Source organism: Streptomyces sp. 2A115 (assembly GCF_052245575.1).
GTDB lineage: Bacteria > Actinomycetota > Actinomycetes > Streptomycetales > Streptomycetaceae > Streptomyces.
The window spans coordinates 55,471-68,409 of record NZ_JBQQCG010000065.1; the positions used below are offsets into that span (position 1 = coordinate 55,471).

The 12,939-nt window shown below is 70.5% G+C and carries 10 protein-coding genes and 2 pseudogenes; 8 read left to right on the forward strand and 4 right to left on the reverse strand.

Annotated features, from left to right (window positions below; all coding sequences use genetic code 11):
* Nucleotides 1-385: 385 nt before the first annotated feature.
* Nucleotides 386-2,093 (reverse strand): annotated as a pseudogene (locus ACTWQR_RS39730) (SulP family inorganic anion transporter).
* A gap of 227 nt (nt 2,094-2,320) precedes the next feature.
* Between ACTWQR_RS39730 and ACTWQR_RS39735 the strand changes: the two are divergent.
* From ACTWQR_RS39735 to ACTWQR_RS39745, 3 genes are all read left to right on the forward strand, one after another.
* Nucleotides 2,321-2,950, forward strand: coding sequence for a hypothetical protein (locus ACTWQR_RS39735; RefSeq protein ID WP_443232117.1), 630 nt, complete (start codon nt 2,321-2,323; stop codon nt 2,948-2,950).
* A gap of 175 nt (nt 2,951-3,125) precedes the next feature.
* Nucleotides 3,126-4,070: a universal stress protein gene (locus ACTWQR_RS39740; RefSeq protein ID WP_443232118.1), complete on the forward strand. Its 945-nt coding sequence runs from the start codon at nt 3,126-3,128 to the stop codon at nt 4,068-4,070.
* A 103-nt stretch (nt 4,071-4,173) separates the two neighbouring features.
* Nucleotides 4,174-4,362: a hypothetical protein gene (locus tag ACTWQR_RS39745; RefSeq protein WP_443232119.1), complete on the forward strand. Its 189-nt coding sequence runs from the start codon at nt 4,174-4,176 to the stop codon at nt 4,360-4,362.
* On the opposite strand, the gene ACTWQR_RS39750 is transcribed toward ACTWQR_RS39745, so the two are convergent.
* The gene (locus ACTWQR_RS39750; RefSeq protein WP_443232120.1) at nt 4,353-4,787 is read right to left on the reverse strand and encodes a TetR family transcriptional regulator; all 435 of its coding nucleotides are present in this window, start codon (nt 4,785-4,787) and stop codon (nt 4,353-4,355) included. The two genes, ACTWQR_RS39745 and ACTWQR_RS39750, sit on opposite strands and share 10 nt — an antisense overlap.
* A 64-nt stretch (nt 4,788-4,851) precedes the next feature.
* Here ACTWQR_RS39750 and ACTWQR_RS39755 point away from each other — a divergent pair.
* From ACTWQR_RS39755 to ACTWQR_RS39770, 4 genes and pseudogenes are all read left to right on the forward strand, one after another.
* A pseudogene (locus ACTWQR_RS39755) lies at nt 4,852-5,196 on the forward strand (amidase family protein); the annotation flags it as partial.
* A 55-nt stretch (nt 5,197-5,251) separates the two neighbouring features.
* Nucleotides 5,252-5,737, forward strand: coding sequence for an amidase family protein (locus ACTWQR_RS39760; protein WP_443232121.1), 486 nt, complete (start codon nt 5,252-5,254; stop codon nt 5,735-5,737).
* Nucleotides 5,738-5,773: 36 nt separating this feature from the next.
* Nucleotides 5,774-7,339, forward strand: coding sequence for a long-chain-fatty-acid--CoA ligase (locus ACTWQR_RS39765; RefSeq protein ID WP_443232122.1), 1,566 nt, complete (start codon nt 5,774-5,776; stop codon nt 7,337-7,339).
* 1,267 nt (nt 7,340-8,606) lie between these two features.
* Entirely contained in the window at nt 8,607-9,143 is a 537-nt protein-coding gene (locus tag ACTWQR_RS39770) for a TetR/AcrR family transcriptional regulator (RefSeq protein WP_443232131.1), read from the forward strand.
* Nucleotides 9,144-9,624: 481 nt separating this feature from the next.
* On the opposite strand, the gene ACTWQR_RS39775 is transcribed toward ACTWQR_RS39770, so the two are convergent.
* Complete coding sequence (locus tag ACTWQR_RS39775) at nt 9,625-10,767, reverse strand: acetamidase/formamidase family protein (RefSeq protein ID WP_443232123.1); 1,143 nt, start codon at nt 10,765-10,767, stop codon at nt 9,625-9,627.
* Between the two features lie 143 nt (nt 10,768-10,910).
* On the opposite strand from ACTWQR_RS39775, the gene ACTWQR_RS39780 reads away from it, so the two are divergent.
* Nucleotides 10,911-11,657 (forward strand): sulfite exporter TauE/SafE family protein, encoded by a 747-nt coding sequence (locus tag ACTWQR_RS39780; protein WP_443232124.1) that lies wholly within the window; start codon nt 10,911-10,913, stop codon nt 11,655-11,657.
* A gap of 160 nt (nt 11,658-11,817) precedes the next feature.
* On the opposite strand, the gene ACTWQR_RS39785 is transcribed toward ACTWQR_RS39780, so the two are convergent.
* Nucleotides 11,818-12,939 carry a cytochrome P450/oxidoreductase gene (locus ACTWQR_RS39785; protein ID WP_443232125.1) on the reverse strand — a complete coding sequence of 374 codons (1,122 nt, stop codon included), beginning with the start codon at nt 12,937-12,939 and terminating at the stop codon, nt 11,818-11,820.

The following is a 12,939-nucleotide window of genomic DNA, read 5'->3' on the forward strand; positions in this document are numbered from 1 at the left end:
TTGGGCGATCGGTAGGCCGAGTGGCTGGGTGGTCCAGGAGTGCGGCGGCACGACGGGCAGGTGCCGGTCCGCGGCTTCGCGGGCGGCCGACCACGCGGCCGTCCCGCTCGCGGAGGAACCATCGAGTCCGACGACGACAGGTCCGGTCATGGCGCACCCCCGGTAGCCGCCGCGACAGCCGAGGGCTCCGCCGCCGCGCACACAGGCCCAGTCCGTGGTCGCGGGCCGGCGACCGCCGGGGCGAGGGCCGGTTGGTGCCGGCTCGGGGCCCGTACGGCCCTGTGCCGGCGGCGGGCGGCGGGGGCGAAGACCGAGACCCGAAAGGTGAGGCTTGAAGGGCTGAAGCCCGCGTATCGGCTGAGGTCAGCCACGCGCGTAGCCCGATCTATCGGCCGCGGCACCACTTCCGGTACGCGGTCACCGCGGTCGGCAGCGTGGGAAAGATCAGGTCCCTTCCCATCGCTTCCGCGAGCCCGTAAGCCTCCAGGTCGTCCAGCAGGTCCTGTTTCACCCGGGCGAGGGCGAAGACGATTCCACGGCGGGTCAGTTCGCGGCGCAGGTCGTCGACCGCGTCCAGGGCGGTGATGTCCACCTCCACGTTCGCCTCGGTGTTGAGGACGAACCAGCGGACCGGGCCGGTCTGTTCGTCGACGGCGGTCAGGGCGCGGCGGTGGAAGTCCTGCGCGTTGGCGAAGAAGAGTGGGGAGTCGTAGCGGTAGACCAGCAGCCCGGGGATGGTGCGGGCCTGCGGATAGTCGTCGACGTCGTGCATACCGGCCACGCCGGGGACCAGGCCTTCGACGGCGTCGTGCGGGCGGGCCACCCGGCTCAGCAACTCGGCCACGGACAGGCCGACGGCGACCAGTACGCCGTACAGGATGTCGAGGGCAAGGACCCCGGCGAGGCAGCCGAGCGCCAGCAACAGCTCCCGGCGGCGGAAGGCCGCCAGCCGTCCGAAGCCCGCCAGGTCGATCATGCGGACTGCGGCGTAGACGACCAGCGCGCCCAGCACCGCCCACGGCGTGCGGGTCAGCAGCGGGCTCAGAAACAGTAGGACGGCGAGTACGGCCATGCCCGCCACCAGGGAGTACGCCTGGCTGCGGGCGCCTGCCGAGGAGGCCAGGGCGGTGCGGCTGGCGCTGCTGCTGACCGGGAATCCGTGCAGAAGGCCGGCCCCGAGATTGCTCGCGCCCAGCGCCAGGAACTCCTGATCGGCGTCGAGCGGGGGACCTGCGTCCACGTCGCGGTCGGCGAAGGCCCGGGCAGTGAGGATGAAGTCGGTGTAGGCGACGAGCAGGACGCCCAGGGCGGGCAGGACCAGGTGCGGCAGCTCGGTCAGGTCCGGCAGCGCCACGGCGGGCAGGCCCGCCGGGACCTCGCCGATCACCTTGATGCCGTAGCGGTCGTCGAGGCCGAAGGCGGCCACGGCCGCGGTGCCCAGCACCACCACCAGCAGGGGACCGGGCACCGTGCGGAGCCACCGTGAACAGGAACGCGAGCGTGACGGCGGCGATCAGCACCGTGGCCGCATGCGCCTGCCCGAGATGCCGTACGAAGGACCACAACTGAGGGAAGAAGGCCGAACTCGTCCTGGGCACGCCGGTCAGCTTGGGGAGCTGGTCCACGATCATGATCAGTGCCACGCCCGCCAGATAGCCGATCAGGACCGGCCGGGACAGTAGATCGGCGACGAAACCCAGGCGCAGTGCCCAGGCGGCCAGGCACAGCAGGCCGACCGTCACGGCGAGGGTGGCGGCCAGCGTGGCGTAGCGGTCCGGGTCCGCGCCGACGAGCGGGGCCACCACGGTCGCCGTCATCAGCGCCGTCGTGGACTCGGGGCCGACCGAGAGCAGCCGGGACGAGCCGAGGAGCGCGTACAGGCCGAGGGCGGGCAGGATCGCCCACAGTCCGGCGACCGGCGGCAGGCCGGCCACGCCCGCGTAGGCCATGACCTGCGGGACGAGATACGCGGCCACCGTGACGCCGGCCAGCAGGTCGCCGCGCAGCCAGGAGCGGCGGTAGCCGGCCGGCGTGGCGAGCCCGGGCGTCAGACGGCGCCACCGCGAGGCGTGCCCGCCCGAGCCGTGGTCCATGGAGCTCCTTCCGCCGCCTGCCTCAAGGATCCGCCGCAGCGCCCGTACCCGCGAGGGCCGCGTCGACGTGCCCAGCCTCGGCGGCCCAACACGGCCTGCGGAAGGGGCCGTTCGGCCCGACAGAGGACGACCTTCGGCACTCGGTGACGGCCGCCGGCCGTGACCAGAGTGGACGGCGCGTGCAACGCGACGACCGATATCTACGATGTCCCGAAGGGATCATGATCATGGCCGTGCACGAGCCGCCTCACCGGAGCTCCGGGTTCCACCTGCCGTCGTTCCGCAGGAACCTGGCCGGGTCCGCCACCGGGCCTTACACGTCGATGAGCGTCGCCACGGCATCCGTGCGGGACTACGCCTTCGCGTCCCTCCGCCTGCTGAGCGGGTTCGTCGTCCTGTCCGCGTTCCTCGACAAGACCGTCGGCTTCGGCTACGCGACCCAGTCCGGCAACGGCTGGATCGACGGCGTCTCGCCCACCGAGGGCTTCCTCCGCGGCGTCGCCGCCGGCCCGATGGAGTCCACGTTCCATTCCTGGGCCGGTCACGCCTGGGCCGACTGGCTGTTCATGCTTGGTCTACTCGGCATCGGACTCGCGCTGATCGGCGGCTTCGCGCTGCGGCTCGCCGCCGTCGCCGGCACCGCGATGATGGCGCTGATGTGGATCGCCGAGTGGCCGCCTGCCCAGCACCTGCCCGACGGTGTGGCGAGCATGTCGACGAACTCGTTCGCCGACCGCCACCTCCTCTACGCCGTCCTCCTGATCACCCTGGCCGCGGTCTCGGCCGGCGACACCCTCGGCATCGGAAGGCACTGGGCCCGACTCCCGATCGTCCGCGACAACCGCTGGCTCCGCTGACAGCCGCAGGCACGGCGGGCCCCCGCCACGGGTCCGCCGCGCTCCGTCCACCGGGCTCGCCGCCCACCCCGGCCTCCGGGGGCCGGTCGGCCCGGGCCGGGGACCTGCGGCCCCTGCACCACGCGGCCCCTCCGCACGACGCTGGAATCAGAACCCCAGATCAGGAGGCAGAACCATGGTCCGCACCGTTGTCGCTGGCATCGACGGCTCGCCCGAGAGCCGTGCCGCCGCAGAGTGGGCAGCCCGCGAGGCGAAGCTGGGCGGCCTGCCGCTGAAGATCGTCCACGTCTGGGAGCCGCTGTCCGAGCCCATGGCCCGGGCTCCGCTCGTCGGCGCCGAGACCCAGCAGCTCTGGAGCGAGCGAAGCGAGATGGGGGTCCCCCCGGTCGAAGGCTGGGGGAGCGTTTCCCGCGAGGCCGCCGAGGGGCTCAGGCTGCGCCACCCCGGCCTCGAAGTGAGCGAGGAGCAGCTGACCGGCGGGCCGGCCGAAGCCCTGACCAAGGTGGCCGAGGACGCCGAGCTGCTCGCCCTCGGCTCCCGCGGGCTGAGCGGGATCGGCGGGTTCATGGTCGGCTCCGTCGGCCTCTCCGTCGTCGCGCACGCCGAACGGCCCGTCGTCCTGGTCCGGGCCGGCGAGCAGGCCGCCGACGAGCACGAGGCCGACCCCGTGGGGATCCCGTCGGCGGCCACGCCGTACCGGCCCGTCGTCCTGGGCCTGGACCCCACCGGCCCTGACGACTCGGTGATCGAGTTCGCGTTCGACGCGGCCGCCCGACGCTCTGCCGTCCTGCGGGTCATCAACGGCTGGAACCTGCCGCCGTACTACGTCTACGGCCTCTCCGTCGACCCGGAGTTGCACGACGAGATCGCCCGGCAGCAGGCCGCCGCCCTGGCCGAGGCCCTGCGTCCATGGCGCCAGAGGTACCCGAACGTCCAGGTCGTCGAGGAGTCCCGCTCGGGCAGCGCCGCCACCTTCCTGGTCGACGTCTCCAGCAGGTCTTCCCTGATCGTCGTGGGCCGTCGGATCCGCCGCAACCCGTTCGGCACGCACATCGGACCCGTCACGCATGCCGTCCTGCACCACGCCACCGCACCGGTGGCCGTCGTCGCCCACGACTGAGGCATCCCCAAGAGACATCACTTCCGAGAAGGAGAAACAACCATGAAGGCAGCGGTCGTCGCGCATTCGACGACCGGTCGGTGTACCGACCATCGCCCATTACGTGGAGAAGTTTCTGGCGGAGCACGAGGCACGGGACGGAACCGTGGAGACGTATGGCTACCGACTGCGTGGACACGTCGTCCCGGCCCTCGGAGATCAGCTGATCACCGAACCCCGACGGCCCGAGTACAAACGGTTCTTCGCTGATCTGGAGGCCGCAGGCATGGCGGACCCCACCGCTCACAGGTGAAGAAGGCGCTGTCCGCGATGCTGTCCGCAGCGCTCGACGATCCGGTCTTCGGGCACCTGATGCCGGGCAATCAGATCATCGGAATCAAGCTCCCGCAGGGAGGCAGGCAGAAGGCCCGCCTGACGTAGGTGCACGTCGTTGCCCTGGCCGAGGAGATCACCCCCGGCCTCCGAAATGCTCAGCGTGCCGTACCTCGCCGCCTGCTTGCGCGGTTCCTCGGTGCTGGCGGCCGAGGCGAGGTCGTCCGTGGATGCGAAGTGGGCGTAGAACGCGCCGTTGGTGAGCCCGGCATCCGACCTCAGCGTGGAGGTGCCGGAGCCGTCTGTCCCGTCCTGCTTGAGCCGTCGGTCGGCCCGCTCGATGATCCGCTGCCGCGTGACCTGTGTGTACTCCTTGGCGTACCGCGGCACAGGGCTCCTCTCCATTTCGGTTCTGTGGGGCCATTGCGTGGCATCCCGCCCTCGTCTATGGTCTGACGCACGTAATATTATGATCGGCAGGCAATTTCTGATCGATCTGTCACCGTCAGGGGTGAGGCTTGCCGTGAGCGACGTCCCCTTCCGATCCGCCGTGGAACACTCGCGTGCGCTGGCCTCGGGTGAGGTCTCGAGCCAGGAGCTCGTCGAGCTCCACCTCGGGCGGATCGCCGTCCACAACACCGCGCTGAACGCGCTGGTGACCCTCGACCCCGAGCGTGCCCGCCGCGAGGCCAGGGAGGCGGACGCCGCGCGGGCGGCAGGGCAGGACCTCGGTCCGCTGCATGGCGTGCCGATCACGGTCAAGGACAGCTTCGAGACAGCCGGGATGCGCACCGTCTGCGGGCGCACGGACCTCAAGGACTACGTGCCCGACCAGGACGCGGAGGCGGTCAAGCGGCTGCGTTCGGCCGGTGCCTGCCGCCAACGCCGCTCTGCTGGCCCGGCTCATCCGGCACCCGCGCGGCGACGCAGGTCCCGCCCTGCTCGGAACCTTCCAGTCCCACTACCGCTGGCTGCAGGCCCACACGGTGCGCAACGAGATCCGGCAGCGATGGTTCGAGTTCTTCCAGGACTTCGACATCGTGCTCATGCCGGTCACCTCGACGGCCGCCCCCGCCCACCACAACAAGCTGATCGACCGGTTCGGGCGGCCCTTCGATGTGGACGGTGTGCGACGTCCTTACTGGGACCAGGTCAAGTGGAACGCCCTCGCCAACGTCTCCGGCGGTCCGGTGACGACCATCCCGGTGCGCAGAGGCAAGAGCAGAGGCAAGAGCGGACTGCCCATCGGTCTGCAGGCCATGGGCCCGAGCGGAGGTGACCTCACCACCATCGAGTTCGCCGCGCTGCTGGGGCGCGAAGTGGACGGCTTCGTGCCGCCCCCGGCCTTCGCCTAGACGCGACCTACCAACCCGAGAACCAGGAGAACGACAATGCACAGCCCGAGCCGCAACGTGTCACGCATACTGACGGATTCCGCGTCCCAGTACCCGGAGCGCACCGCGATCGTCTTCGGTGACGACCGCATCACGTACAGAGCCCTCGATGCCGCGGCCAACCGGGTCGCGAACCTGCTCGTCTCGCGCGGCATCCAGCCGGGGGACAAGGTCGCACTGTCCTGCCCCAACCTGCCCCACTTCACCAGCATCTACTTCGGCATCCTCAAGGCCGGGGCAGCGGTCGTGCCGCTGAACGTGCTGTTGAAGGCTCGCGAGGTCGCCTACCACCTCACCGACTCCGAAGCGAAGGCCTACTTCGCGTTCGAAGGCACGGCGGAGCTGCCGATCGGGCAGACCGCATGGGAGGGCTTCCAGGCCACCGACGGCTGCGGCGAGTTCTTCCTGATCGAGGGCGCCGGCGCGCCGTGGGCCGGCGACGGGACGCCGGAGTCGTACGCAGCGGTCGTCGCCGAGCAGCCGGTGACGTTCCAGACGGTCGAGCACGACGAGGACGACACCGCGGTGGTCCTCTACACCTCCGGCACGACCGGCCGGCCCAAGGGCGCGGAGTTGCGTCACCGCAACGTGTACGACAACGCGCTCGCCGGCGTCGACCTGTTCGCCTCCGACCCCGAGCGCCCCGATACGTACCTGTGCGCGTTGCCGCTGTTCCATGCCTTCGGCCAGACCGTGATCCAGAACGGTGCCCTCGCCTTCGGCGGCACGATCGTGATGCAGCCGAGGTTCGAGGCGCGGGCAACCCTGCGTCTCATGCTCGCCCACGACGTGACGTTCTTCGCCGGCGTCCCGACGATGTACTGGGGTCTTCTCACCGCACTCGACGACACGGTCGACGTCGCCCGCCTGGCCGCGAATCTGCGCGTGGCGGTGGCCGGTGGCTCGGCGCTGCCCGGCGAGATCCACAAGCAGTTCAAGGACCGCTTCGGCGTCACGATCCTCGAGGGATACGGACTGTCCGAGACCTCCCCGGTCGCCTCCTTCTCGCGGTTCGGGGAGGAGCCCCGCGTCGGGTCGATCGGCGTGCCGATCCGGGGCGTGGAGATGAAGCTGATCCGCGACGACTGGTCCGACGTCGAGGGCGGCGCCGACGAGATCGGGGAGATCGCGATCAAGGGGCACAACGTCATGAAGGGCTACTACAAACGGCCCGAGGCGACGGCCGAGGCGATCAGGGAGGGCTGGTTCCGCTCCGGCGACCTCGCCCGCAAGGACGAGGACGGTTTCTACTACATCGTCGACCGGTCCAAAGACATGATCATCCGCGGCGGCTTCAACGTCTATCCGCGCGAGATCGAGGAAGTGCTCATGGAGCACCCGGCCGTCTCACTGGTCGCCGTCATCGGCGTACCGCACGACTCCCACGGTCAGGAGGTCAAGGCCGTCGTGGTGACGAAGGCCGGGAGCGGCACGAGTGAGGAGGAGCTCGCCGCCTGGGCGAAGGAGCGGCTTGCCGCGTACAAGTACCCGCGCGTCGTCCAGTTCGTCGCCGAACTGCCCTTGACCCCCACCGGAAAGATCCTCAAACGCGAACTCGCCTGAGCACGCTGGACGCCCTCGCGCCTGAGGCGACCGAACACCTCTCCGATACCGATGTGCCGTGCCAGGCACTCATCCCCACCGAAAGACAACCGCCTATGACCTCCCTGTCCGACCACCTGACCCTGCCCGACGTTCACACAGGTGCTGCCTAACCGGATCTTGGCTTCCTCCCCCCTCGTGAAGTGAAGGAGGGGGGGAAGTCAATGTGCTGATCCATCAGGCCTCGCAAGTCGGTGCATCGGCGAGTGGACCGGCGGACGGGATCGGGCGTGGCTGACCGCCCCGCCCCCGTCGTCCGGACCACCTGCCGACACATTTTCTTTTCATGGAAGTGACGTGCTTCGACAGGGCCCGGCGGTCGCTACCGTGATACGGCATCGGCCGCCGGGCCTGTCTCACGCACCTGTCCCCGTCCCCACGGGTCGGCACGTGGCGGGGCCGTCCTCCTCCGCTTCGGATACGGCCCCAGCTATGGGGTGTTACGTGTGCACTGCGGGTGACGTCAGGGCCGGCCTGCGCAAGTCGGGGACAAGACCCGTGTGCGCGCGGAGAAACGGACTATCCGTGTGCGCCATAAGCCTCAAGCGAGCCTGTCGCCCCGTGTCAGAGGCCCTCCGGTGCCCGCTCATGAGTCGGAGCGGTACCCCCGGGCCTGGACTGGCTGCCCGCTCAGGACAGGTCGCTGCTCGGCTGATCCGTTCCGAACAAGGTCTGAATCTCCTGTGGGGGGCGCGAGTGCAATTCACGTTCCGACGCTACGGATGAAGGGATGGAAGTGGATCCGTCACCGTATCCGTCGGGGAGCTGCCCATGGCGGTGTACACCGGTGTCGCACCATTCAGCCCGACGTCCCCCCCGCCCATGCCCAGGCCAACGTCCGACGCGTGTCCGGACCGTCGGCGGAGAGCGGCCGGCCGTGGGCTGGGCCGCGCAGCATCACAAACAGTGGTCCTGGGTGACTCGCAGACGCTCCCGGGCGAGGTGTTGCCGACCGCGGCGAAGAACCGGGCGGAGGTCACGTGCAGGCGCTGGGGCCGTCGTTGCCCTCGTTGATGAAGACCCGACTCTCACCCGCCGTCCTTGCCGCGGAGGTCAACCGGCGGTGAGGCGGCCAACATTCGCCGCTGCCGGCCCATTGGATTACGTTCGCAATACCATAGACTGGGAGAGCCAGTGAAGGCCACCGGGTCTTCCGGCCGGCTAAGGAGCGTGTGCGGTGCGGTACGGAACAGAGCACAAACAAGAGACAAGGCGGCGGATCGTGGAGATGGCGGGCCGCCGGTTCAAGCAGGACGGTATCGACGGCTCCGGGGTCTCGACGCTCATGAAGGACGCGGGACTGACCAATGGGGCCTTCTACACTCACTTCGAATCCAAGGATGACCTCGTCACCACGGCAATCGCCGACCAGTTGAAGGCGCAGGCCGAGAGCGTCGTCGCGCGGGCTGCGCCTGGCCGTGCCGGACTCGAGCAGATTGTGCGGGGGTATCTGTCGCCCCAGCACCGCGGCAGCCTTGTTGACGGCTGCCCCAACGCCGCTCTGCTCGACGAGATCGGGCGCACCACCGACACAACCAGGCAGGCGTACACCGACGGTGTGCTGGTCCTCATCGACGGCATTGCCGCCCGCATGGCGCCCGAGGATCCGTCCTCCGCGCGTGTGAAGGCGCTCAGCCTCCTCGGCCTGATGGCCGGCACGCTGCAGCTTTCCCGCGCCCTGACCGACCGTCAACTCGCCCATGAGCTCCTCGATCAAGGGATAAACAACGCCCTGGCCATGCCGGACGCCGGGCAGCGCGTCTGACGCGCCACTTCTCTGGCCCCAGGCGGTGGCCCTCGTGGGAATGGTTCGACGCCGACAGGTTCGTTCTTACAGGTCGGAGCTCTGAGCGTCGGTGCGCACAGGCGTCTGTCGGCCGGCTTGATCGCTGAGGGTGTCCTCGTTCGCACGCCGAGATGGTGGTCGTAGCCGACCGGGTGGGCTTGTCGCTACGACGTCCTGCGGGGCGAGAGGCGGGATGCCCTGGTCCGGTCTCTTGGTGGTGCGGCCGATGCCTCCGAACGCTTGGTCGCGCCGGCCGCACTGGCGAGTGTGTGCAGGGCCGCGTCGGGCGGTCGGGAGCGGAGCGAGTCCGAGGCGATGCTGCGGTCCATGAGCCCGGCCTGCGCCCCGATCCTGACTGCGGTCGCCGCCTGTGTGCGGCTCGCAGCGCTCTCTTCCTGGACCTGAACCCGCCGTCTGGTCCGTGTCGCCGTGCCGCGGCGGGAATCGGTGCGTCCGTCGGTCAGTGCGGTCGGCCGATCTCGCGGAAGTCCGACTTGCGGATCCTTGCGTGGACGCCCTTCACGTCGTCTACGACCTGGGAGACCGCGAAGTCGCCTGCCGCGCTGAGGTACGCCATCGCCAGATGGCGGTCGATGCCGTAGTCGGTGGCGAGCAGGTCCAGCGCGCAGCGCACGCAGTCGCGCATCGCCTCGTTCAGGTCCTTGTCCAGGCCGATCGGCACCAGGTAGTCGTCCGTCTCGGCGAACGGGGCGACGCGGCCGTGGCCGGGGCGCAGTGCCGCGCCGCCCGGCACCACCTCGAGCTTCACGGTGGCGCGCAACGACGCCTCGAACGCGGTGAGGGCGACCTCGCCGTCGCCCTGGGCGAAGTGGGGGTCCCCGAAGTAGACGAGCGCGTCGTCGACCTGCACCGGGAGGAACAGCGTGGCGCCCTCGCCGAGCAGGGAGATGTCGATGTTGCCCCCGTGGCGCCCCGGCGGCACCGAGTGCGGCCGCTCGTCCCCGGGCACCGCCACGCCCATCACGCCGAGGAACGGCCGCAGGGGGAAGCGCAGTGAGCCGCGGGAGGGGTCCGTCGGTTCCACCGCCATCCGGCCCCACGCGCCGTGGCGATCCGCGTGTGCCGTGGCGAAGGTGAACACCGGGCCGGGCAGTGACGGCATCTCGCCGGGGAGTGCGCCGAAGCCGTGGCGGGCGGAGACCATGCCGTACGGAACGCGCGGGGTGAGGCCGAGGACGGTGATGGCGAGCAGATCGCCGGGCCGGGCGCCGGTCACGGCGATCGGTCCGGTGACGAGGTGCGGCCCGTCATCGTCGAAGTCGTGCGGCATACCGGAGTCCGCCACCTGCTGGGCGTCGTCGAGCACGTGGGCGCCGCTGACGCCGTAACGGCCGAAGAACTGGGCGGGGTTGCGGCCCTGGTCCTCGAGAACTCCCTCGTGGCTGAGCGTGTCGACCGTGACGACGGCGCCCGGTTGCACGACCGCGCACGGTGCGTCCGCCTCGCACGGAAGGCGACCCCACAGAGTGTTCCCGGGCGTGGCCGGGACGTAGGTCGTCGACGTGATCGCTCCGTGGCCGGGCTGGAGGATCGGGAATCCGGTCGCGGCGACGTCGAGGAGGGGCGAGTCGGTCGTTGTCATGGCCCACCTTTCGTGGAGGGGAAGGGCTGGCCCGACGCTAGGAACGTCCCGTTGCCCTGGTGTTTCCGGTGGGGGTCCACGCGGTAACGCTGTCTCGTATGTCAACATGGCATCTCGCATAAGTTGCTTTGGAGGGGTGCTGGATGGACGTCGGCGACGTGGTTCTCATCGGCGGTGCCGGCCTTGTCGGTGGATTCGTCAATTCCATTGCCGGCGGTGGGTCACTGCTCCTCTTCCCCGCCCTGGTCGCCGGCGGGCTGGGTACGGTGGCCGCCAACGTCACCAACTCCGTGGCGCTCTGGCCGGGTTACCTGGGCAATGTCGCCGCACTGCGGGGGTCCTCCCGCCCGTCTTCCGTGACGTCGCTGGCGGTCGTGTCCGCGGTGGGTGCCGCCGCCGGATGTGCGCTGCTGCTGCTCACTCCGTCGCGGGTCTTCTCGGTCGCGGTGCCGTTCCTCGTTCTCGGCGCCAGTGCCCTCCTCGCCTTCCAGCCCAAGCTGCGGGCACTGCTCGGTGCCGCCGACGATGACCACCGCGTCAGGCTTTACGCCGGGACACTCGCCGGCGCGGTGTACGGCGGTTACTTCGGCGGTGGGCTGGGAGTCATCCTGATGGCCCTGCTCGGCCTCACGCTGTCCGCTCCGCTGGCCGAGGTGAGTGTCCTCAAGGGAACGTTGCAGCTGGTGGTGGCCACCGTGTCGCTCGTCGTGTTCGCGTTGTTCGGCCCCGTGCACTGGATGATCGCGCTCGTGGTCGCGCCGGCGTCCCTCGCCGGGGGAGTGCTCGGCGGCCGGCTGGCGACGAGGCTGAGCGAGCCGGTGCTGCGTGCCGCCGTGGTCGGCTTCGGCGTGCTTGCCGGCGTCTGGCTGGGTATCCGCGCCTTCGGCTGACCCCCGCCGCTACGGGGAGGGTCGGTGGATCGTCAGGCCGTGCAGGCCCGGCCACCGCGCGGGTCCAACGGCGAACACCGCGTCCGCTGTTGGGCCCGTGCGGCAGCCGGCTGGTGCCGGGCGATCGGTGTCCGAACGCCGTCCGCAGGCCGAGGACGGCTCAGAGGTCGAGGACGAGTCGGTCGCCCTGACACCGGCCGACACAGATCATCATCGTGCGCCCGGCAAGGCGTTCCTCGTCGCTGAGCACGGAGTCCCGGTGCTCCGGCGTCCCGGCGAGCACACGGGTCTCGCAGGCGCCGCAGTATCCCTTCTCGCAGTCGTAGGACAGGCCGCTCACGGCGTCGCGCAGGACCTCGATGAGGCGGCGGCCGGCCGGCACGGCGAGGGTGACTCCCGTGCGCGCGAGCTGGACCTCGAAGGGCTGGTTCTCGGCCGCGTCGAAGGCTGTTTCGAGGCCGTCGCCGGCGGTGAAGCGCTCCAGGTGCAGCCGTTCGGTGAGGCCGAGGACGGCGCACTCGCGCTCGACGGCCGCCAGCATCGGCGCCGGCCCGCACGCGTAGACCGCGGTGTCCGCGTCCAGCCCGCCCAGCACCCGGGGAAGGTCCGGCATCCCGGCCTCGTCCTGCGGGAGCAGGGTGAGCGCGTCGCCGGCGACGGCGGAGAGCTCGTCGGTGAACGCCATCGTCGAGCGGGTGCGCCCGCCGTACACGACGGTGAACGGCGTGCCGCGTCCGGCGGCCTCGCGGACCATGGCGAGGATCGGTGTGACGCCGATGCCACCGGCGAGGAACAGGTAGGACGGCGCCGACGTGAGCGGGAAGTGGTTGCGCGGCCCGCGGACCGCGAACGTGGCTCCCGGGCGGGCGAGTTCGTGCAGTTCGGCCGAGCCGCCCCGGCCCTGGGGCTCGCGCAGGACGCCGATGCGCCACGTCGTGGCGTCGGCGGGGTCGCCGCACAGCGAGTACTGACGGAGCCTGCCCGAGGGCAGCCGCAGTTCGACGTGCGCGCCGGGCCGCCACGCGGGGAGTTCGCCTCCGCCCGGCAGTCCGAGGTCGACGGCGACGACGTCCTCGGCTGCGGTGCGTACCGCGGTGACCCGCAGCGGGGTGGGCGTGGTCAGTGCGCGGACCGAGCCTGCCGCTCCCGTCGCCCGGGGACCGGGCGTGAAGAGCGCCGGGATCGCGTCCCAGCCGGACTGGTTGCCGCGCGTCGGGTAGGCGACGAGCCCGTCTTCGATCACCTGGTAGTCGGGCAGCCGGGTCAGCACCTGCGTCATCAT